The organism is Oceanibium sediminis, assembly GCF_003265325.1.
Taxonomy (GTDB): domain Bacteria; phylum Pseudomonadota; class Alphaproteobacteria; order Rhodobacterales; family Rhodobacteraceae; genus Halovulum; species Halovulum sediminis.
In genome coordinates, this window is sequence record NZ_QGNX01000004.1 from 82,046 (window position 1) to 103,386 (window position 21,341).

The 21,341-nt window shown below is 66.1% G+C and carries 20 protein-coding genes; 9 read left to right on the forward strand and 11 right to left on the reverse strand.

The genetic code is table 11. The annotated features are described in order from the left end of the window. Positions 1-35: 35 nt before the first annotated feature. Complete coding sequence (locus DJ029_RS11555) at positions 36-1,097, reverse strand: cysteine desulfurase family protein (protein WP_112322630.1); 1,062 nt, start codon at positions 1,095-1,097, stop codon at positions 36-38. Positions 1,098-1,152: 55 nt separating this feature from the next. After that, the gene (locus DJ029_RS11560; protein WP_112322631.1) at positions 1,153-1,623 is read right to left on the reverse strand and encodes an Rrf2 family transcriptional regulator; all 471 of its coding nucleotides are present in this window, start codon (positions 1,621-1,623) and stop codon (positions 1,153-1,155) included. Between the two features lie 150 nt (positions 1,624-1,773). Here DJ029_RS11560 and DJ029_RS11565 point away from each other — a divergent pair, with 150 nt between their 5' ends. Beyond that, positions 1,774-2,424: an alpha/beta hydrolase gene (locus DJ029_RS11565; protein ID WP_112322632.1), complete on the forward strand. Its 651-nt coding sequence runs from the start codon at positions 1,774-1,776 to the stop codon at positions 2,422-2,424. Position 2,425: 1 nt separating this feature from the next. On the opposite strand, the gene DJ029_RS11570 is transcribed toward DJ029_RS11565, so the two are convergent. Beyond that, the gene (locus DJ029_RS11570) at positions 2,426-3,586 is read right to left on the reverse strand and encodes an anhydro-N-acetylmuramic acid kinase (RefSeq protein WP_112322633.1); all 1,161 of its coding nucleotides are present in this window, start codon (positions 3,584-3,586) and stop codon (positions 2,426-2,428) included. Between the two features lie 72 nt (positions 3,587-3,658). Here DJ029_RS11570 and tyrS point away from each other — a divergent pair, with 72 nt between their 5' ends. After that, positions 3,659-4,909, forward strand: a complete 1,251-nt coding sequence (gene tyrS / locus DJ029_RS11575) for a tyrosine--tRNA ligase (protein ID WP_112322634.1) — start codon at positions 3,659-3,661, stop codon at positions 4,907-4,909. Positions 4,910-5,023: 114 nt separating this feature from the next. Here tyrS and DJ029_RS11580 read toward each other — a convergent pair whose 3' ends face one another. The 5 genes from DJ029_RS11580 to DJ029_RS11600 all read right to left on the reverse strand — a co-directional run bounded on the left by DJ029_RS11580 (position 5,024) and on the right by DJ029_RS11600 (position 8,180). Continuing rightward, positions 5,024-5,596, reverse strand: coding sequence for a peptidylprolyl isomerase (locus DJ029_RS11580; RefSeq protein WP_112322635.1), 573 nt, complete (start codon positions 5,594-5,596; stop codon positions 5,024-5,026). After that, on the reverse strand, positions 5,593-6,105 hold the full coding sequence (locus DJ029_RS11585; RefSeq protein WP_112322636.1) for a peptidylprolyl isomerase: 513 nt from the start codon (positions 6,103-6,105) through the stop codon (positions 5,593-5,595). The genes DJ029_RS11580 and DJ029_RS11585 overlap by 4 nt, the downstream gene beginning before the upstream one ends. 38 nt (positions 6,106-6,143) lie before the next feature. Continuing rightward, entirely contained in the window at positions 6,144-6,635 is a 492-nt protein-coding gene (gene coaD, locus DJ029_RS11590; RefSeq protein WP_112322637.1) for a pantetheine-phosphate adenylyltransferase, read from the reverse strand. Between the two features lie 147 nt (positions 6,636-6,782). Further along, a complete protein-coding gene (locus DJ029_RS11595; protein ID WP_112322638.1) occupies positions 6,783-7,220 on the reverse strand; it encodes a CBS domain-containing protein in 438 nt (145 codons plus the stop codon). Between the two features lie 60 nt (positions 7,221-7,280). Further along, a complete protein-coding gene (locus DJ029_RS11600) occupies positions 7,281-8,180 on the reverse strand; it encodes a LysR family transcriptional regulator (RefSeq protein WP_112322639.1) in 900 nt (299 codons plus the stop codon). A gap of 96 nt (positions 8,181-8,276) precedes the next feature. Here DJ029_RS11600 and DJ029_RS11605 point away from each other — a divergent pair, with 96 nt between their 5' ends. The 5 genes from DJ029_RS11605 to mmsB all read left to right on the forward strand — a co-directional run bounded on the left by DJ029_RS11605 (position 8,277) and on the right by mmsB (position 13,499). After that, entirely contained in the window at positions 8,277-9,773 is a 1,497-nt protein-coding gene (locus DJ029_RS11605; RefSeq protein ID WP_112322640.1) for a CoA-acylating methylmalonate-semialdehyde dehydrogenase, read from the forward strand. Positions 9,774-9,846: 73 nt separating this feature from the next. Further along, positions 9,847-10,392: a hypothetical protein gene (locus DJ029_RS11610; RefSeq protein ID WP_112322641.1), complete on the forward strand. Its 546-nt coding sequence runs from the start codon at positions 9,847-9,849 to the stop codon at positions 10,390-10,392. 44 nt (positions 10,393-10,436) lie between these two features. Next, positions 10,437-11,585: an acyl-CoA dehydrogenase family protein gene (locus tag DJ029_RS11615; protein WP_112322642.1), complete on the forward strand. Its 1,149-nt coding sequence runs from the start codon at positions 10,437-10,439 to the stop codon at positions 11,583-11,585. Further along, complete coding sequence (locus DJ029_RS11620; RefSeq protein WP_112322643.1) at positions 11,582-12,607, forward strand: enoyl-CoA hydratase/isomerase family protein; 1,026 nt, start codon at positions 11,582-11,584, stop codon at positions 12,605-12,607. The genes DJ029_RS11615 and DJ029_RS11620 overlap by 4 nt, the downstream gene beginning before the upstream one ends. Before the next feature lie 16 nt (positions 12,608-12,623). After that, complete coding sequence (gene mmsB, locus DJ029_RS11625) at positions 12,624-13,499, forward strand: 3-hydroxyisobutyrate dehydrogenase (RefSeq protein WP_112322644.1); 876 nt, start codon at positions 12,624-12,626, stop codon at positions 13,497-13,499. Between the two features lie 165 nt (positions 13,500-13,664). Here the strand turns inward: mmsB and DJ029_RS11630 are convergent, their stop codons facing one another. From DJ029_RS11630 to DJ029_RS22115, 3 genes are all read right to left on the reverse strand, one after another. Then, positions 13,665-13,850 (reverse strand): hypothetical protein, encoded by a 186-nt coding sequence (locus DJ029_RS11630; RefSeq protein WP_112322645.1) that lies wholly within the window; start codon positions 13,848-13,850, stop codon positions 13,665-13,667. Positions 13,851-13,938: 88 nt separating this feature from the next. Beyond that, on the reverse strand, positions 13,939-16,800 hold the full coding sequence (gene uvrA / locus DJ029_RS11635) for an excinuclease ABC subunit UvrA (RefSeq protein WP_112322646.1): 2,862 nt from the start codon (positions 16,798-16,800) through the stop codon (positions 13,939-13,941). A 183-nt stretch (positions 16,801-16,983) separates the two neighbouring features. After that, on the reverse strand, positions 16,984-17,607 hold the full coding sequence (locus DJ029_RS22115) for a lytic transglycosylase domain-containing protein (RefSeq protein ID WP_232823057.1): 624 nt from the start codon (positions 17,605-17,607) through the stop codon (positions 16,984-16,986). A 186-nt stretch (positions 17,608-17,793) separates the two neighbouring features. On the opposite strand from DJ029_RS22115, the gene ssb reads away from it, so the two are divergent. Together ssb and gyrA are read left to right on the forward strand one after the other, a co-directional pair. Further along, positions 17,794-18,273, forward strand: a complete 480-nt coding sequence (gene ssb / locus DJ029_RS11645) for a single-stranded DNA-binding protein (protein WP_112322647.1) — start codon at positions 17,794-17,796, stop codon at positions 18,271-18,273. 215 nt (positions 18,274-18,488) lie between these two features. Beyond that, positions 18,489-21,290: a DNA gyrase subunit A gene (gene gyrA, locus DJ029_RS11650; protein WP_112322648.1), complete on the forward strand. Its 2,802-nt coding sequence runs from the start codon at positions 18,489-18,491 to the stop codon at positions 21,288-21,290. Positions 21,291-21,341: the final 51 nt, after the last annotated feature.

Below are 21,341 nucleotides of genomic sequence, written 5' to 3' on the forward strand. Positions count from 1 at the left end.
GGGCTCCTGTTCCCGTGGTGCGTGCCTGCACGCCCCTATGCCGCCCGCGCCTTCCAGCGCTGATTGGCCCCGATCCAGGCTTGTGCAAAGCCCAGGACCTCTTGCTCCGTCGTCGTCGGCCCCAGCGACACGCGTATTGCGCTCGCCGCGTGGCGGCCGTCATATCCCATCGCCTTCAGCACCCGGCTTTCCTTCACCTTGCCGCTGGAGCAGGCCGAGCCGGCGCTTACCGCGTACCCTGCCAGATCCATCTGCATCACCTGTGTCTCACCCTTCCAGCCGGGGGTCAGGATACAGGAGGTGTTGGGCAGGCGGGGCCCGTCACTACCAATAAAAATAGTCTCTCCCGAGGCGCTTGCCAGTGCCTTCTCTAGAATATTTCTAAGTTTGGCAACCGGCTCCCACAGCCCCGTCTCAAGGTCGCGCTGCGCCGCTTCCGCAGCAGCCCCGAAACCGGCGATCCCGATCACGTTCTCGGTGCCCGAGCGGCGGCCCAGCTCCTGCCCGCCGCCAAGGGTCAGGGGGGCGATATCCAGTCCCTGGCGCAGGATCAGCGCGCCGACGCCCTTGGGCCCGCCGAGCTTGTGGGCCGACAGGATCGCCATGTCCGCCCCACTCCAGGAAAAGGCCCATGGCAGACGCCCGACGCCTTGGGTCGCATCGATCAGCAGGCTGCCGGCGCGCTGGCCGTCAAGCACCCAGTCCTCGGCCTCTTTTTGCGGAAGCGCGGGGATCACCCCCGTCTCTCCATCGGCGAGGCCGACGGCCATGATGCCATTCGCGCCGTCGACCGGGTTGTGGTGGGCGTAAAGCGCGTCATGGGCCGTTTCCGAGACCCAGACCCCCTCGCCCGCGGGGCGGTGGGCCAGGACCATCGCCGCCTCCGTTGCGCCGCTGGTGAAGATCACCTCGTCGCGCTGGCAGCCGAACGCCGCCGCCACCTGGGCGCGAGCCTTTTCAATCAGCCCCTTCGCGGCGCGCCCTTCGCCATGGACGCTGGAAGGGTTGCCGACAACATCCATCGCCGCGATCATCGCCGCACGCGCCTCTGCACGCAGCGGGGCAGTGGCGTTCCAGTCGAGATACACCCGGCTCATGACAGCACCGCGCGCAGGCGCACAGGTAGAAGCCAAACGGGGTCGCACATCCGAGTCATTCGTCCACCATTTCGACGAAGGCCGGCACCGCGGGACAGGGCGCGAGGCCGTCGCGCACAATATCGCTCAGCCGGGTCTGGTGCAGGAACACGTAGACATGCGCCGAAAGCTGCTCCCACAGCTTTTCCGTCAGCACCGCCGCCTCGGTTCCCGTGGTTGCGCCGGACGCGCCCGCGCCGCGGCTGAGGGCGTCCATGGTTTCATCCACTGCCGCGAGAACTTCCGAAATCCGGATTTCCGCCGCCGGGCCCGCAAGCCGGTAGCCGCCGCCCGGTCCGCGCACCGACTCGACGATGTTCGCGCGGCGCAGCTTGACGAAAAGCTGCTCAAGATAGGCGAGGCTGATGTCCTGACGCTCGGAAATCTCGCTGAGCGCGACGAGCCGGCCCGCGCCGTCAGTCTCGGCCGCGCGGGCCAGATCAGTGAGGGCGATCATCGCATACCGGCCCTTGGTGCTGAGTTTCATCCGATGTATCCGACGCTTGACAGTTGACGCACCCACGGCCAGCGCTTACGTGTCCGTGGTCCGGGGCGTGGGGCCCGCGGATTTAGAACGTTTCTATGTTACCTGAGTGATTGAGTCAATCATTCAGGGCAGCGTCAGGTGAGGACTGAAATGCCCGAGGTTATCTTCCCGGGGCCGGAAGGCCGGCTTGAAGGACGCTATCACCCCCAGAAGCACAAGGACGCCCCGATCGCGATCATCCTGCACCCGCACCCGCAGTTCGGGGGCACGATGAACAACAAGGTCGTCTACAACCTGCATTACGCCTTTCACAACATGGGCTTCACCGTGCTGCGGTTCAATTTCCGCGGCGTCGGGCGCAGCCAGGGCGAATACGACCAGGGCACGGGGGAGCTGTCGGATGCGGCGTCCGCGCTGGATTACCTGCAGGCGATGAACCCCAACGCCAAGAATTGCTGGGTCGCCGGTTTCTCCTTCGGCGCGTGGATCGGGATGCAGCTGCTGATGCGCCGCCCGGAAATCCAGGGCTTCATCTCCGTCGCGCCGCCGGCGAACATGTACGACTTCTCGTTCCTCGCGCCCTGCCCGTCCTCGGGGTTGATCGTGAACGGCTCCGCCGACCGCGTCGTGCCGCCGGCCGATATCGTCGGCCTGGCCGACAAGCTGAAGCAGCAGAAGGGCATCACCATCACGCACGAGGTGATCGAGGGTGCTGGCCACTTCTTCGAGCCGGGCATGGACGAGATGATCGGCCTGGTCGACAGCTACGTGCGCCGCCGCCTGACCGAGACGTCACGCTGAGCTAACCGCCGCCGGCGGCCGCCGTTCCGCGCACCTTGGAGACGGCGGCAATCACCGGCGACGGCGTTTCCACTCGGAAAATCCGCCCGCCACAGACCGGTAAGCGCGCGCCGGTCGTGTCGGGGCTCGTTGTCGCCAGCCCCCGCATCACCCTTACGGCGAGATAGGCAAAGGCCTGCGCCTCGAGGAAATCACCGTCGAGGCCGACCGATTCCACCGGCTCCACGGGCAGGTTCGTCTGCGCCGCGAGGGCGCGCATCATCGTCGCGTTGAGCCGCCCGCCCCCCGTCACCAGCCAGCGCGTCGGCGCTTCGGGCATGATCTTGGATGCATGGCCCACGGCGGCGGCGGTCAGCTCGGTCAGGGTCGCGGCGGCATCCTCCAGGCTGTGGTCCGCCAATCGCGGCAGCACCCAGTCGAAGTGGTCCCGGTCCAGCGACTTCGGCGCGGGCCGCGCGAAATACGGATCCTCCAGCACCTCGGCGATCAGCGCGCGATCCGGCGTTCCCGTCGCGGCGAGCGCGCCGCCGCTGTCCATCTCGGCCCCGCCGCGCGCGGCCATCAGGTCGTTCAGCAGCGCGTTGCCCGGCCCGGTATCGAAGGCCAGCAGCGCACCAGACGCGCCGGGACGGGCCACGTTGGGATCGATCCAGGTCACGTTGGCGACACCGCCGATGTTCAGGATGGCGGTCACCTCGGTCCAGTTCAGCATCCGCGCCAGCGCGTGATGGAAGAACGGCACCAGCGGCGCGCCCTCGCCGCCGCTCGCCACGTCGGCGGTGCGGAAATCCCAGACCACGTCCCGCTCCACCCGCCGCCCGAGCGCTGCCCCGTCGCCAAGCTGATGGGTGCGCCCGGCCGCCGGATCATGGGCCAGCGTCTGGCCGTGGAAGCCGACCACTTCTGTCGTGGGAAAATACCCGGCCAGCGCGGCGTGGGCCTCTGTCAGGCGCGCCTCGAGCGTGTCCAGCCCCGCTGCGCCGGGCCAGCTGCCAAGGGCGGCGCGCAGATCCGCGCGCAGGGCGGGATCGAACGGCTCGAACCGCTTGGGCCCGAAACCGAGGATATCCACCCCGTCCGTCAGCAGCGCTGCCCCGTCGATGCCATCCATCGACGTCCCGCTCATCAACCCCAGCGCCCAGACCGGTTCTTCCAGTTTCATTGCTCTTTCCTTCGCCTCACGATCCGCTTAAGACCCTTGCCCACAAGAAACATCGCTTGAGGCCAAGACGCAATGACATACCGCCCGCGCAGTGAATTCCTGAACGTCATGCAAACCCGTGGTTTCATTGCCGATTGTACGGATCTGCAAGGCCTGGACGAGGCGCTTCTGGCCGGGGTCGTGCCGGGCTACATCGGATTCGACGCGACCGCCCCTTCGCTGCATGCGGGCGGGCTGATCCAGATCATGCTATTGCGCTGGCTTCAGAAGACCGGGCACAAGCCGCTGGTCCTGATGGGCGGGGGCACCACGAAGATCGGCGACCCCTCCGGGCGGGACGAGGCGCGCCAGATCCTGACGCAGGAGCAGATCGGGCAGAACATCGCCGGCATCCGCAAGGTGTTCGACAGTTACCTGACCTTCGGCGACGGGGCGGGCGACGCGATGATGGTGAACAACGCCGACTGGCTGGACGAGCTGAAGTACATTGAGTTCCTGCGCGACTACGGGCGGCATTTCACGATCAACCGGATGCTGTCCTTCGACAGCGTGAAACTGCGCCTCGACCGCGAGCAGCCGCTGACCTTCCTGGAATTCAACTATATGCTGCTCCAGGCCTACGACTTCATGGAGCTGAACAAGCGCCTCGGCTGCCAGTTGCAGCTTGGCGGCTCGGACCAGTGGGGCAACATCGTCAACGGGATCGACCTGACCCGCCGCGTCGAAGGCAAGCAGGTGTTCGGACTGACCACGCCGCTGCTGACGAAGGCCGACGGCTCGAAAATGGGCAAGTCCGCCGCCGGGGCGGTCTGGCTGAACGCCGACATGCTCAGCCCCTACGAGTTCTGGCAGTTCTGGCGCAACACCCTGGATGCGGACGTGGGCAAGTTCCTGCTGCGCTTCACCGAGCTTCCCGTAGAGGAATGCGCGCGCCTTGGCGCCCTGGGCGGGGCCGAGATCAACGAGGCGAAGATCATCCTCGCCAACGAGGTGACGGCGCTTTGCCACGGGGCCGAAGCGGCGGCCACCGCCGCTGCCACCGCGCTGGAGGTTTTTGAGAAGGGCGGACTGGGCGAGGACCTGCCCACCGTCACGCTCAGCCCGGCGGAAATCGGCGATGGTATCTCCATCGTGCAACTGTTCGTGCGCTCCGGCCTCGCGGCGTCCGGAAAAGAGGCCAAGCGCCTGATCGCGGACGGCGGCGCGCGGCTGGACGATGACGCGATCACCGATGCCGGGTTGCTGCTGCGCGCGGCGGATCTTTCCGCCCCGGTCAAACTGTCCGCGGGCAAGAAGCGTCACGCCCGGGTCGAAGTCGGCTGAGCCGGACCGCCCGGCACATCCCGCAGCCCGAAAGAAACAGGGGCCGGTCCAATTGACCGGCCCCTTTTCATTGTGCCTGTCGGTGCCGGCGCGGGACAGCCCGCGCCGGGCGGATCAACTGGAGGATTTCAGCCGCACGTCGGTCATGAAGTCGGGATCGGGCACCGTGCCGCCCTGCCCCACGCCGCGCTGGATCTGGTCCACCACGTCCATGCCCGAGATCACGCGCCCGAACACCGTGTACTGGCCGTTCAGGAAGTACCCTTCCTTGAACATGATGAAGAACTGCGAGTTCGCCGAGTCCGGGTTCTGGCTGCGCGCCATGCCCACGACACCGCGATCGAAGGGCACGTCGGAAAATTCCGCCGGAACATCGGGCAGGTTCGAGCCCCCCATGCCCGCGCGCCCTTGCGAGACCATGTCCCGCGTGCCGAATTCCACGTCGCCGGTCTGCGCCATGAAGCCGTCGATCACGCGGTGGAACGCGACGCCGTCATAGGCCCCGGCCTCGGCCAGTTCCTTGATCCGCGCGACGTGCTGGGGGGCGACCTCGGGCAGAAGCTCGATCTCGATGGTGCCGTTGGCGGCCCCTTCCACGTCGATCACGAGGATGTTCTCGGGCGCCTGCGCATGGGCGAGGCTCGCGAACGCGGCCCCGACCAGGCCAAGAAAGACGCGCCGGATCATGCCGAGACGTCCGCTGCGACGCGCACTGTGATCATGCGGTCGGGATTCGCGGGCGGCTCGCCCCGGGTGATCGCGTCCACGTGCTCCATGCCCGCGATGACGCGGCCGAAGTTGGTGTACTGGCCGTTCAGGAAATGCCCGTCCTGGAACATGATAAAGAACTGCGAGTTCGCCGAGTTCGGGTTCTGGCTGCGCGCCATGCCCAATGCGCCACGGTCGAACGGCACCTTGGAGAATTCCGCCGGAACATCCGGCAGGTCCGAGCCCCCGGTGCCCGCGCGGCGCGGGTTGTAGTCCTTTTCCATGTTCGCGTTCTGCACGTCGCCGGTCTGCGCCATGAAGCCGTCGATCACACGGTGAAAGGCCACGTTGTCGTACTGGCCGTCACGGGCCAGCGTCTTGACGCGTTCCACGTGCTGGGGGGCGACGTCGGGCAGAAGCTGCAAGACGACCTCGCCGTCCTTCAGGGTGATGATAAGGGTATTCTCGGGATCGGTGATATCGGCCAAAACAGCCTCCTTTGGGGGAAGAATCAACAGGTGTCGGCTCAGCCGAGCCGGTCTTTCAGGGCGCTCGCCACGGCGGGCGGCACGAAGGGGCGGATATCGCCGCCCAGACGCGCGATTTCCTTCACCAGGCGCGACGCGATGGCCTGGTGGTGGGCATCCGCCATCAGGAACACGGTCTCGATCTGGTCGTTCATGGCGCGGTTCATACCGACCATCTGGAACTCGTATTCGAAGTCGGACACGGCGCGAAGCCCGCGGATGATCACCGAGGCGCCAACGTCCGTCGCGCAATCTATCAGCAGGTTTTCAAAGGGATGGACCTCGATCTCCACACCGGTTTCCGCGGCCATGGGTGCGCATTCCGCCTCGATCATGGACACGCGATCCTCGAGCGTGAACATCGGCCCCTTGTCGCGGTTTATCGCGACACCGATGACAAGCCGGTCCACCAGCGTACAGGCCCGGCGAATGATGTCCGTATGTCCGAGTGTGATCGGATCGAAAGTACCGGGATAGAGCCCGACGCGCATTCCCGCCTCCGCCGTTTTTTTCGTTGGCGCAAGCAACTATATCGGCGCGCTCAGGTCAACCCTTGATCGGGCTTTGCACGGGCCTTGCTCGCGCCGCAGCCCTTCCCTTGGCGGTTCGCCGCCGCTCAGGACAGGGCCCGCCGGTGCTCAGCCGTGGCCGACGATCATTTCCGTCAGGGCCGAGTTTTCGGCGATCACCTCGTCGATGCGGAACTTCACCACGTCCCCGATGGAGATGACGCCGATCATGGCCCCGTCCTCCATCACCGGCAGGTGCCGAAACCGGCCCAACGTCATCTTTTCCAAGGCCTGCACGGAAACCTCGTCCGGCGCGGCGGTGATCACCTTCTCGGTCATCAGCGCGGACACCGGCTCCGTCAGGATTTCCGCGCCGCGCTTGCCCAGCTCGCGCACGATATCCCGCTCGGACAACATGCCGTCCAGCGACTTGCCGTCCTTCGAGACGATCAGCGCGCCGATCCGCTTCTCGGACAGCATCGCCGCCGCATCCGCCACCGTGAGGGTGGGTTTGATCGTCAACACGTCGCCCGAACCCTTGGACTTCAGAATTTGGCGCACCGTCATGATCTTTCCCCTGGAATTGGTTTTCTTGTGGGACCAGCGTCCCCCCGAAATGGGAATCTGTCAAGCCAGCGACGCCAACCGCTGCACCTCGGCCTGCAAACGCTTGCCGAGCGCGACGGCAAAGCGGTTCAGCCGCTCGACCCGCCGATCGTCAGCGTGGCGTATCAGGTAGAAGCTGCGCGTGAGCGAGATCTCGTCGGTCAGGATCCGAGAAACGCCGCGCACGAAGGGCAAGGCGAAGTCATGCACGATCGCCACCCCTGCCCCCGCCTGCACCCAGTTCAGCTGCACCGCGACGGAGTTCGACGCGAAGCTGGGCCGTGCAACGCCCGTTTCGGCCAGGTAGTCCAGTTCCTTGTCGAAGATCATGTCCGGGATGTAGCCGATCACCGGGTGCTGGCGCAGGTCCGCCTTGCTGCGGATCGCCGGCGCCTCGGCCAGGTAGCTTTCCGACGCGGCGACATGCAGGCGGTAATCCGCCAGCCGCTTCACCGTCAGCCGCCCCGCCGCCGGGCGGGAAACGGCAATCGCCATGTCCGCCTCGCGCTTGGACAGGTTGAAGACCCTCGGAAGCGCCACGATCTGCACCTCAAGCCCCGGATTTTCCAGGCAGATCGCCGCGCAGACCTGGGGCAGCAGGTAGTTCGCGCAGCCGTCGGGCGCACCGATCCGGATCGAGCCTGTCATGGAATCGGCAGGCGCGCGGCTGTCCGCCAGCGCGCCGCGCATCGCCGCTTCGACCTTCTCGCCGTTTTCCAGCAGACGCTGGCCCGCCTCGGTCAGCGCGTATCCCTGCGGGGATTTCACGAACAGCTGCGCGGACAGCGCCGCCTCCAGCCGGGCGATGCGCCTTCCCACCGTGGCCGGGTCGATCCGCAGGGACTTTCCCGCCCCCGTCAGGCTTTCGGCCCGCGCGACGTGCAGAAAAATCCGCATGTCGTCCCAGTGTGTTTGGCGCATCGTACCCCCAAAAATGCAAGACGTTTTTGGGATATTGCCCCTGTTACGGGATTTTCCGCAAGGCTATTGTAGCCCAAATTCAAAGGGAGAATTGCGATGGAAGAGCTGAGCCACTTCATCAACGGCAAGCGCGTCAAGGGCACCTCCGGGCGCTTTGCGGATGTTTACAACCCCGCCACGGGCGAGGTTCAGGCGAAAACCCCCCTCGCCTCGGCAGAGGAAATGGACCTGGCCGTGCAGGGCGCGATGGCGGCGCAGCCCGCTTGGGCCGCGACCAACCCCCAGCGCCGGGCGCGCGTTCTGATGAAGTTCGTCGAACTGCTGAACCGCGACATGGACAAGCTGGCCGAGGCGCTGAGCCGCGAGCATGGCAAGACGATCCCCGACGCCAAGGGCGACGTGATCCGTGGCTTGGAAGTGGCCGAGTTCTGCATCGGCGCGCCGCACCTGCTGAAGGGCGAATACACCGATGGCGCGGGCCCGGGCATCGACATGTTCTCCATGCGCCAGGCGCTTGGCGTGGTTGCGGGGATCACCCCGTTCAACTTCCCCGCGATGATCCCGATGTGGAAGTTCTGCCCCGCGATCGCCTGTGGCAACGCCTTCATCCTGAAACCGTCCGAGCGTGACCCCTCTGTGCCGATCATGCTGGCCGAACTGATGATCGAGGCCGGGCTGCCCGAGGGTATCCTCCAGGTCGTCAACGGGGACAAGGAAGCGGTGGACGCGATCCTCGATCACGAGGTGATCCAGGCCGTCGGTTTCGTCGGTTCGACCCCGATCGCGGAATACATCTATAGCCGCGGCTGTGCGAACGGTAAGCGCGTGCAGTGCTTTGGCGGCGCGAAGAACCACATGATCATCATGCCCGACGCGGACATGGACCAGGCCGTCGACGCGCTGGTCGGCGCGGGCTACGGCGCGGCGGGGGAGCGTTGCATGGCGATCTCCGTCGCGGTTCCGGTCGGTGAGGCCACTGCCGATGCGCTGATCGAGAAGCTTATCCCCCGCGTGGAAAGCCTGAAGATCGGTCCCTATACCGCTGGCAACGATGTGGATTTCGGCCCGCTGGTCACCGCCGACGCAAAGCGCAAGGTGCTGGGCCTGGTCGACAGTGGTGTCGAGCAGGGCGCGAAGCTGGTCGTCGACGGGCGTGACTTCAAGATGCAGGGCTACGAGGACGGCTTCTTCGTCGGCGCCTGCCTGTTCGACAACGTCACCAAGGACATGGACATCTACAAGCAGGAAATCTTCGGCCCTGTCCTGTCCACCGTGCGCGCCAAGACCTACGAGGAAGCGCTGAGTCTGGCCATGGATCACGAGTACGGCAACGGCACCGCGATCTTCACCCGTGACGGCGACACCGCGCGTGACTTCGCCAGCAAGATCAACATCGGCATGGTCGGCGTGAACGTGCCGATCCCGGTGCCGCTGGCCTATCACACCTTTGGCGGGTGGAAGAAATCCGCCTTTGGCGACCTGAACCAGCACGGACCCGATGCGTTCCGCTTCTACACGCGGACTAAGACGGTCACCGCGCGCTGGCCCTCGGGCACCAAGGAAGGGGCGGAATTCTCCATCCCGACCATGTGATCGCAATGATCATCGCGCGGGCAGGCAGCCACGGCTATACTGCCCGCGTGACCCCGCAACCCGGAGGTACGCGATGCGCCGCGCCCTGCCCCTGACGATTGCCCTTGCCCTTGCCGCCCCCGCAGCGGCGGACAGTCTGCCGCAAATCGGTGAGCGCATCCCCGTCTTCGGCCCCAGCGAGGAACGCGCCGAATTCTTCGCCAAGCAGGAAGCGGACCGCCAGGAAGCCTATGCAACGCTCCAGGCCGAACGGGCCGAGGCCGCCCGCCAGGCCCGCGCCGAAGACGCAGCTCGCAAGCCCGGGTATGATCCCTTCCAATACCGCCCACGCCCCGGCGCGCTGACCCGCAAACTGGTCTGCACCTATCCCACCCCCGCGCCACGCCCGCGCCCCGTGACCCCCGCCAACGGCTCGAAAGCCCCAAGGATGTACGTGCGCCCTGCCCCGCAGGACCCGATCTGCCGCGTGATCTATACCCGCGTGCCCGACTATCCGCCGGTTTACGTCCCCTATCCCTACAGCGATACCGAGGTGACCATCGGCATCGGCAACGGCGGCGTGACCGGCCGGCTGACCCACCGACGCCCCGGGCTGACGGTGGACATCACGAAGGACTGACCGCGAACCCGCGCACCGCGACGCGCACACCCCTGGGAGGAAACATGGACTTCAGCCTCAGCGATAATGCCCGCGCCATTTACGACATGGCCTATTCTTTCGGACAGGACCGCATCGCCCCCCACGCGCTGGAATGGGACGAAAAGGGCATCATGCCGCGCGAGGTGTTGCAGGGTGCCGCCGAACTCGGCCTCGCCAGCCTTTACGTGCCCGAGGACAAGGGCGGCGTCGGCCTGTCCCGCGTCGAAGCGACGCTGGTGTTCGAGGCGCTGTCCATGGCCTGCCCCTCCATCGCCGCCTTCCTGTCGATCCACAACATGTGCGCCAACATGCTGGCCAGCTATGGCACGCAGGAAGCCCAGGACCGTTGGCTTGAAAAGATGACCACGATGGAGGTGATCTGCTCCTACTGCCTGACGGAACCCGGCTCCGGCTCGGACGCCGCCGCATTGCGCACGCGGGCCGAGCGCAACAACGACGGGTATCGCCTGACCGGCACCAAGGCCTTCATCTCCGGCGGCGGCTATTCGGACCTCTACATCGTGATGGCCCGCACGGGCGAGGCCGGGCCGAAGGGCATTTCCGCCCTGCTGCTGCCCGCCGACGCGCCGGGCCTCAGCTTCGGTGCGAACGAGCGTAAGATGGGCTGGCGCGCCCAACCCACCGCACAGGTCCAGATGGACGATTGCCCCACCGACGCCAGCAACCTGCTGGGCGAGGAAGGGCGCGGATTCACCTACGCCATGGCGGGCCTTGACGGGGGGCGGCTGAACATCTCCGCCTGCGCGCTTGGCGGGGCGCAGGCCGCGCTGGAGGCGGCGGTGAAATACGCCGCCGAGCGGAAAGCCTTCGGCAAATCCATCGACCAGTTCCAGACGGTGCAATTCAAGCTGGCCGACATGGAGATCGAGCTTCAGGCCGCCCGCGTCTTCCTGCGTCAGGCCGCGTGGAAGCTGGACAGCGGCGGGCCCGACGCGACCAAGCATTGCGCCATGGCCAAGCGCTTCGTCACCGACGTCGCCTTCAAGGTGGCCAATGACGCGCTGCAGATCCACGGCGGCTACGGTTACCTCTCCGACTACGGGATCGAGAAGATCGTGCGAGACCTGCGCGTCCACCAGATCCTTGAGGGCACGAACGAGATCATGCGCCTGATCACCGCCCGCGCCCTGCTGGCCGGAAACGCCGCATGAGCGATATCCTGATCCGCAAATCCGGGCGTATCGGGCATGTCACGCTGAACCGGCCGAAAGCCCTGAACGCGCTGACCTATACAATGGCGCTGGAGCTTGAGGCCGCGCTCGACGCCTGGGCCGGGGACGACGAAATCGCCTGCGTGCTGATCGACGCGGCGGGCGAGCGGGCCTTCTGCGCGGGCGGCGATCTGCAAAAGATGTATGACACCGCGACTGCGGGAGATTTCGACTACGGTCGCCAGTTCTGGCGCGACGAATACCGCCTGAACGCGAAAATCTTCGCCTTTCCAAAGCCCTACATCGCGTTGATGCAAGGCTTCACCATGGGCGGCGGCGTCGGCATTTCCTGCCACGGCTCGCATCGGGTGGTGGGCGACAGCAGCCGGATCGCGATGCCCGAATGTAGCGTCGGCCTGGTGCCCGATGTCGGCGGCTCCTGGCTTCTGGGTAAGGCGCCAGGGCGGCTGGGCGAATACCTCGGGATGACGGGCGCGCGGATGGACGCCTCCGACGCGCTGCTCGCGGGCTTCGCGGATTACTACATCCCCGAGGATCGCTGGCGCGAGCTGACCGAGGCGCTGATAGAAACCGGCGACTGGAGCGTCATCGACTCAATGGCCAGCGATCCCCCCGACGGCAAGCTGATGGCCCTGCGCGACACCATCGACAGGGATTTCGCCGGCGCCACGGCCCAGGACATCCTGCGCGGCCTCGGCGAGGGCGCATTCGCGGATGAGGTGCGCGGCGCCCTGGCGCGTAACTCCCCCCTGTCGGTCGCCTGCTCGGTCGAGCTGATCCGCCGCGTGCGGGCCTTCGAAACACTCGAACCGGCGCTCGGAATGGAGTATCGCTTCACGTCCCGCTCCGCTTCGGAAGGCGACTTCATCGAAGGCATCCGCGCCGCGATCATCGACAAGGATCGCGCCCCGAAATGGCAACACCGCTCATTGGACGATGTACCGGGCGTCGCCGTCTCCCACATGCTGGCCCCGCTCGGGGCCGATGCGCTCAACCTCTGACGAAAGGACGTTTTCCATGGACATCGGCTTCATCGGACTTGGCAACATGGGCGCGCCCATGGCCGCAAATCTCGCCGCGGCGGGTCACAACGTCACCGGTTTCGACGTCGCCGGCGCGACGGCCGAGGGCGTCGCCCTCGCCGCCAGCGGGGCGGAGGCAGCAGCCGGACGCGACGTGGTGATCACCATGCTGCCCGACGGGCCGATCCTGCGACGCGTCGCGGCCGAAATCCTTCCCGCGATGAAGCCCGGGGCCACCCTGGTCGACTGCTCCACCGTCGATGTAGAAAGCGCACGCGCTGTCGCCGAACAAGCCGCGGCAGCCGGGATCGGCTTCGTCGACGCCCCCGTGTCGGGCGGCATCGGAGGCGCACAGGGCGGCACCCTCACCTTCATGGCGGGCGGCAGCGATGCGGCCTTCGCCAAAGCCGCGCCCCTGTTCGACATCATGGGGCAAAAGGCGGTCCACTGCGGGCCCGCCGGTGCGGGCCAGGCGGCCAAGATCTGCAACAACATGATCCTCGGCATCTCCATGATCGGCGTGTGCGAGGCGTTCGCCCTGGCTGAAAAGCTGAACCTCGACGCGCAAAAGATGTTCGACGTGGTCTCCACCTCCTCCGGCTCCTGCTGGTCGGTCAACACCTACTGCCCCGCCCCCGGCGTCGGGCCGAAAAGCCCGGCGGACAACGACTACAAGCCCGGTTTTGCCGCGGAACTGATGCTGAAGGATCTGCGCCTCGCCCAGGCCGCCGCCGCGGCGTCCGAGGCGGACACCCCGCTCGGCGCCCATGCGGCCCGCCTCTACGAAACCTTCGTGGAAACCGAGGGCGGGCGCGGCAAGGACTTCTCCGCCATGCTGCCAAGACTGGCGGCCCGCGGTCACGGGGACTAACCACCCCCACTTTACTCCCGAAATACTCCGGGGAGCGCGAGGGGCTGGCCCCTCGCAGGCCCGCCAAGGGGCGCCGATAACCATCGGCGACGAAAAAGGGCTGCACCGCCCCCTCTAGAACGCTGCAGCCCGGATCGAAAACCCGCTATTGCGGAACCAGGCGGCCTATTCGGCCGCCGCGTCCCCCTTGTCGGAGGAGATGTAGGAGGCGATGACCTGGTCGATCTCTCCATTCATGATCTCGTCCTTGTGCATCACAAGGAAGCCGGCCGCGAACGCGCAAAGCACGAAGACGATGGAAAGGATTTGCTCGGTTTTGCTCGTGCCCTGGACTTTTGATGACCGGTTCATGACGGCGCCTCACTCGTTTACTGTTTCGTTGAGCTAAGGCTATTGGCCGGGTGCGGCAACAATCGGGCCATGACACGCTTAATTTTCGTTACTCGGCCGCAATCCTGCGCGCCCGCAGAAGCGGCTTAAGGTATTGACCTGTATGGCTATCCTTCGATCCGGCCACGTCTTCGGGTGTCCCGAATGCCACAATCCTGCCACCTCCGTCGCCCCCTTCGGGGCCGATGTCGATGATGTGGTCGGCGGTCTTGATCACATCCAGGTTGTGTTCGATCACGACGACCGAATTTCCCTGGTCGACGAGCTCGTGCAGGACCTCCAGCAGCTTCTTCACATCCTCGAAGTGCAGCCCTGTCGTCGGCTCATCCAGGATATACAGCGTGCGCCCGGTGGAGCGTTTGGCCAGCTCCTTTGACAGCTTGACGCGCTGCGCCTCGCCGCCCGACAGGGTCGTCGCCTGCTGGCCGACCTTGATGTAGCCGAGGCCGACCCGCATCAGCGCGGTCATCTTTTCGCGAATCGCGGGCACCGCCTTGAAGAACTCCTCCGCGTCCTCGACCGTCATGTCCAGAACGTCGGCGATGCTCTTGCCCTTGAACAGGATTTCCAGCGTTTCGCGGTTGTAGCGTTTGCCTTGGCAGGTCTCGCAAGTGACATAGACGTCGGGCAGGAAGTGCATCTCGATCTTGATGACGCCGTCGCCCTGGCAGGCCTCGCAGCGCCCGCCCTTGACGTTGAAGCTGAAGCGCCCCGGCTTGTAGCCGCGCGCCTTCGCTTCGGGCAGGCCAGCGAACCAGTCGCGGATCGGGGTGAAGGCCCCGGTATAGGTGGCCGGGTTGGACCGGGGCGTGCGCCCGATGGGGCGCTGGTCGATGTCAATCACCTTGTCCAGGTGCTCGAGCCCCTTGATCGTCGTGCAGGGTGCGGGTGTCTGCCGCGCCCCGTTCAACCGCATGGAGGCGGTCTTGAACAGGGTTTCGATCGTCAGCGTGGACTTGCCCCCGCCCGACACGCCGGTGACGCAGGTAAAGGTGCCCAGCGGGAAGTCCGCCGTCACGTCCTGAAGGTTGTTGCCGCTGGCCCCTTCCACGATGAGGGATTTGCCATTGCCCGTGCGCCGCTCGGGGGGAATCGGGATCTCGCGCCGCCCGGCCAGGTAGTCGCCGGTGATCGACGCCTCCGTCGCCATGATGTCCGCAGGGGTGCCCCGCGCGATGACCTCGCCGCCGTGCACCCCCGCGCCGGGGCCGATGTCGAGCACGTAGTCCGCCTCGCGCACCGCCTCCTCGTCATGCTCCACGACGATCACGGTGTTGCCCTGGTCGCGCAGGTTCTTCAGCGTCGTCAGCAGCCGGTCGTTGTCACGCTGGTGCAACCCGATGGAGGGTTCGTCCAGCACGTAAAGCACCCCCGTCAGCCCCGAGCCGATCTGGCTGGCCAGCCGGATCCGCTGGCTCTCGCCCCCCGACAATGTGCCCGCGTTGCGGCTGAGCGTCAGGTAGTCCAATCCGACATTAGCAAGGAAACCAAGACGTTCGCGGATTTCCTTAAGGATAGCACGGGCGATTTCGTTCTTCTGGTTGGACAGGTCGTCGGGCACGCCCTGGATCCAGTCCAGCACCTCCTTGATGGACAGTTCGACCGCGTGGCCCACGTGCTTGCCGGCGATCCTGACCGCAAGCGCTTCGGGCCGCAGACGATACCCGTCGCAGGAGCCGCAAGGGCGATTGTTTTGGAAACGCTCGAATTCCTCGCGCACCCAGGCGCTGTCCGTCTCGCGGTAGCGCCGCTCCATGTTCGGAATCACGCCTTCGAAGGGGCGCGCCACCTCGTAGACGCGGCCCCCCTCGTCATAGCGGAACTTGATCTTCTCGCCCGATGATCCGTGCAGCATCAGCTTCTGGATATCCTCGGGAAGGTCGCGCCAGCGCGCCTTGGGATCGAACCCGTAGTGCTTCGCCAGCGACTCGATGGTCTGGCGGAAATAGGGGGATTTCGACTTCGCCCAGGGTGCCAGCGCGCCGCCCATCAGGCTGATGTTTTCGTCCGGCACCACGAGGCGTTCGTCGAAGAACAGCTCCACCCCCAGCCCGTCACAGTCCGGGCAGGCGCCGAAGGGCGCGTTGAAGGAAAACAGCCGCGGCTCGATCTCCGGGATCGTGAAGCCGCTGACCGGACAGGCGAAATTCTCCGAGAAGGTGAAGCGCTCCGGCTCCTCCCCCTCTTTCACGGCGGTTTCCAGGATCGCGATGCCGTCGGCCAGGTCCAGCGCGGTGCGGAAACTGTCCGCCAGCCGCGTCTCCAACCCGTCCTTGATCACGATGCGGTCGACGACGACATCGATATTGTGGCGGAACTTCTTGTCCAGCACCGGCGGGTTGTCCAGCTCGTGAAACGTCCCGTCGACCTTGACCCGCTGAAAGCCTTGCTTCGCAAGCTCCTGGAATTCCTTGCGATACTCGCCCTTGCGGTCCCGGATGATCGGCGCGAGCAGGTAGGCGCGCGTGCCCTCCGGCATCGCCATGACCCGGTCCACCATGTCCTGCACCTGCTGCGCCTCGATCGGCAGTCCGGTGGCGGGGGAATAGGGTGTGCCGACGCGCGCGAACAGAAGGCGCAGGTAGTCGTAGATCTCCGTCACCGTGCCGACGGTCGAACGCGGGTTCTTGCTGGTCGTCTTCTGCTCGATCGAAATCGCCGGGCTCAGGCCAGAGATATGGTCCACGTCCGGCTTCTGCATCATGTCCAGGAACTGCCGGGCATAGGCCGAGAGCGATTCGACGTAGCGCCGCTGCCCTTCCGCGTAGATCGTGTCGAACGCCAGCGAGGACTTGCCCGAGCCCGACAGGCCCGTGATCACGACCAGCTTGTCGCGCGGAATATCCACGTCGATGGACTTCAGGTTGTGTTCCCGCGCACCGCGGATTTCGATGTACTTAAGCTCAGCCATACCCTGCTCCTCGCCTCAAGCGCATTACATAGCTGTTGGCGCCGGGATTCCCACCCGTCGAAGTAAAGAACAAAACGTGAAAATATGCAATGTCCCCGTGGCGGGGCGGCGCGCTTCGGAAAACCGGCGCGGAGGCCCCGGGAAAGGCAGGAAATTCCGGGCGCGCCGCTGCCGGCGATGGGCCTACTGGCCCAGGATCGCCGCCACGTAGTTGCGCGTCTCACGGTAGGGGGGCACGCCGTTGTAACGCTCCACCGCCTCGGGGCCGGCGTTATAGGCCGCCAGCGCCAGCCGCCAGGAGCGGAACTTGCGGTACTGCGTCGCCAGGTAGCGCGCCCCGCCGTCCAGGTTCTGCCCCGGATCGCGCGGATCGACCCCAAGCGCGCGCGCCGTGCCCGGCATCAACTGCGCCAGGCCGATCGCCCCCTTGTGGGACACCGCCTTGGGGTTCCACCCGCTCTCCTGGTGGACGAGGGCGAGGAACAGGCTGACCGGCACCCCATGGCGCTGCGCCGCGGTCCGCGCGGCGGGGGCATGTGGGCTGTCGGTGCGCACGCTTCGGGCCGTCGGGAACAGGCCGGGGCGATAACTCTCCAACGAGACACCGGCGGGCTCCGGCTCCTCCTTCAGGATCGTCGGCGTGCGCGGCACGTTCTTCAACCGCCCCTTGACGGGCCGCCGGATCAGCGACTGGTCGTAGGACGACAACGACGGCGTCCCGCCCAAAGGCCCTGCCACCGCCGGACCCTGTGACGCATCGGCCAGCGCAATGGCCGCCATCCCCGAAACGAAAAGCAGAAAACGCATGACTTCCTCGAATACGCAAAGACTGACCCCGGCTTCTAGCCGAAAAATCGCCACGGGTCACGCCTGTCGCGCCCAACGGAAAATCCGGCCCAACCCACCCCCGCGGTGTCGGAACCTCGGTTGGCACCGCCCCGGCAAAACCGTAAGGTCCGCGCAACGTCACAGATTCGAGCGGAGGACGCCACAATGGCTGGCAGCGTGAACAAGGTCATTCTCATCGGCAACCTCGGGGCAGACCCCGAGGTGCGCACCTTTCAGAACGGCGGCAAGGTGTGCAACCTGCGCGTCGCCACGTCCGAGCGCTGGCGCGACCGCAATACCGGCGAAAACCGCGAGCGCACGGAATGGCACACCGTGGCCATCTTCAACGAGAAGCTCGCCGACCTCGCCCAGCAATACCTGCGCAAGGGCTCCAAGGTCTACCTCGAGGGCAAGCTCGAAACCCGCAAGTGGCAGGACCAGTCCGGCCAGGATCGCTACAGCACCGAAGTCGTGCTGCGTCCCTTCGCCGGGGAAATGACCTTCCTCGACTCCCCCGGCGGCCAGGGCGGTGGCCAGGGCGGCGGTGGCGGCTACGGTGGTGGCGGCTATGGCGGCGGTTCGGGCGGCGGCGCGCCGGCCCCCTCGGGCCCGCCCTCGGACATGGATGACGACATCCCGTTCTGATCGCTTCCAAAGTCCCCGAAATATCCCGGGGTTTGGGGCAGCGCCCCAATCGCACGAAGTGCCAGAAGGAATGCGCCGCAAGGCGCGCCGCGGAACCGCCGGCGGGGCGGCGGATTCTGCGCAAAGCGCACCGTCTTGCGTTGCGCTTACCCTGCCCGGCCGCTAGAGTTGCCCACAACAATATCTAGCGGCCCGAACCCCGCAGAGGACAGGATATGAGCAGCGAAGATACGCCCGAAGACGATCAGCCGGAGAACGGGCAGCCCGATAACGGCCAGCCTGAAAACGGAAAGCCGCCTGCGCGGCCCGCCTACGACGGCCCCACCATCACGATCGAGAAGGAGATGGAATCCTCCTTCCTCGAATACGCGATGAGCGTGATCATCTCGCGCGCCATCCCGGACCTGCGCGACGGGCTGAAACCGGTCCACCGCCGGATCCTCTACGCGATGGGCGAAACCAACAACACGGCCGACAAGCCCTACCGCAAGTCCGCCCGCCCCGTGGGCGACGTGATGGGCAAGTACCACCCCCATGGCGACAGCGCGATCTACGACGCGCTGGTGCGCATGGCGCAGGACTTCTCCATGTCGCTGCCGCTTCTGGACGGCCAGGGCAACTTCGGCTCGATGGACGGCGATTCCGCCGCCGCCATGCGCTACACCGAGGTGCGCATGGACAAGCCCGCCGACTACCTGCTCGCGGATATCGACAAGGAAACCGTCGACTTCCAGGACAACTACGACGGCAAGGACCAGGAACCCGTCGTCCTGCCGGCGCGCTTCCCGAACATGCTGGTCAACGGCGCGGGCGGTATCGCCGTGGGCATGGCCACCAACATCCCGCCCCACAACCTCGGGGAAGTGGTGGACGCCACGCTGGCGCTGATCGAAACGCCCGACCTGACGTCCGAACAGTTGATGGACTACATTCCCGGCCCCGATTTCCCCACCGGGGGCATCATGCTGGGCCGGACCGGCGCGCGCAAAGCCTACCTCGAAGGGCGCGGCTCCGTCCTGCTGCGCGCCCGCACCGCGATCGAGGAGATCCGCAAGGACCGCTACGCCATCGTCGTGACCGAGATCCCCTACCAGGTGAACAAAGCCACGCTGGTGGAAAAGATCGCCGAACTCGCCCGCGACAAGAAGGTCGAGGGCATCGCCCACGTCCAGGACGAATCCGACCGTTTCGGCGTGCGTGTCGTGGTCGAGCTGAAGCGCGACGCCACGGCGGAAATCGTGTTGAACCAGCTGTTCCGCTTCACGCCGCTGCAAACCTCCTTCGGGTGCAACATGCTGGCGCTGAACGGCGGGCGGCCCGAGCAGCTGACGCTGCGCCGCTTTCTGACCGCCTTCCTCGACTTCCGCGAAGACGTGGTCGCGCGCCGCACCGCGTACGAGCTGCGCAAGGCGCGGGAACGCGCGCATGTGCTCTGCGGCCTGGCCGTTGCGGTGGAAAACGTGGACGAGGTGGTGGCGACCATCCGCGCCAGTGCCGACGCGGCCGAGGCGCGCGAAAAGCTGATGACCCGGCGCTGGCCGGCCGAGGCGATCGCCGAGTACATCGCGCTGGTGGACGACCCCTCGCACACGATCAACGACGACGGCACCTACTACCTGTCCGAGACGCAGGCCCGCGCGATCCTGGACCTTCGCCTGCAACGCCTGACGCAACTGGGCGTCGCGGAAGTCACGGACGAGTTGCAGGCCCTGGCCGCCAAGATCACCGACTACCTGGATATCCTGCGCTCGCGTGAGCGGATCATGGGCATCATCGCCGCCGAACTGACGGAAGTGAAAGAGCTTTTCGCCGTTCCCCGCCGCACCGAGATCACCGAGGCCGCCTCGGATTTCGAGGATGAGGACCTGATCGAGCCCGAGGACATGGTCGTGACCGTGACCCACTCCGGCTACATCAAGCGCACCGCCCTGTCGGAGTACCGCGAGCAGAAGCGCGGCGGCAAGGGCACGCAGGGCATGTCCATGAAGGACGAGGACCTGGTGACGCGGCTGTTCGTGGCCAACACGCATACCGCGCTGCTGTTCTTCACCACCGACGGCATGGTCTACAAGCTGAAGACCTGGCGTCTGCCGCTGGGCGGGCGCAACTCGCGCGGCAAGGCGGTGGTGAACATCCTGCCTATCCCGCAGGGCGTCTCGATCGCCGCGATCATGCCCGTGGACCGCCCCGAGGAGGAATGGGAAGATCTCAACATCTTCTTCGCCACCTCCGAAGGCACCGTGCGCCGCAACGCGCTGAGCGATTTCACCAACGTGAAGTCCAACGGCAAGATCGCGATGAAGCTGCCCGAAGGCGTCGCGCTGGTGAACGCGCGGATCTGCAACGAGGGTGACGACGTCATGCTCGTGACTGCACTCGGCAAGGCGATCCGCTTCCGGGTCACGGATGTGCGCGTGTTCAAGGGCCGCGACAGCACCGGCGTGCGCGGCGTGCGGCTGGCCGAAGGCGACCGCGTCGTCTCCATGGCGGTGATCCGCCACTTCGAGGCCACCTCCGAAGAACGCGCCGCCTACCTCAAGCAGCGCCGCGCCGTGGCCGGTGCGGATGACGAGGGCGCGGATGCCGACAGTGAAGAGGCCGTGGCAGACGTGGCGCTGGAACCGGGCCGTTACGCCGAGATGTCGGCGGCAGAGGACCTGATCCTGACGATCACCGCCGGCGGGTCTGGCAAACTGTCCTCCAGCCATGACTACCCGGTGCGCGGCCGTGGCGGTCAGGGCGTCGCGGCGATGGACAAACCCATGCGCGGCGGGGACCTGGTCGCGGCCTTCCCGGTGGAGATGGACGACCAGATCATGCTCATCACCTCGACCGGGCAGTCGATCCGCTGCCCCGTCTCGGGGATCTCGTTCCGCTCGCGCGGGGCCGGTGGCGTGCGCGTCTTCAACACCGCCAAGGGGGAAGAGGTCACCTCCGTCGCGTGGATCGCCGACCAGGCGGACGAAGACGGCTCCGGCGATGCCGTGATCGAAGATCCGGCCAGCGGCGAAGAGTAAGGGGACAGGGGGCGGTTCGCCCCCTTCCCTCCGCCCGCGAAAGCGCTTAGA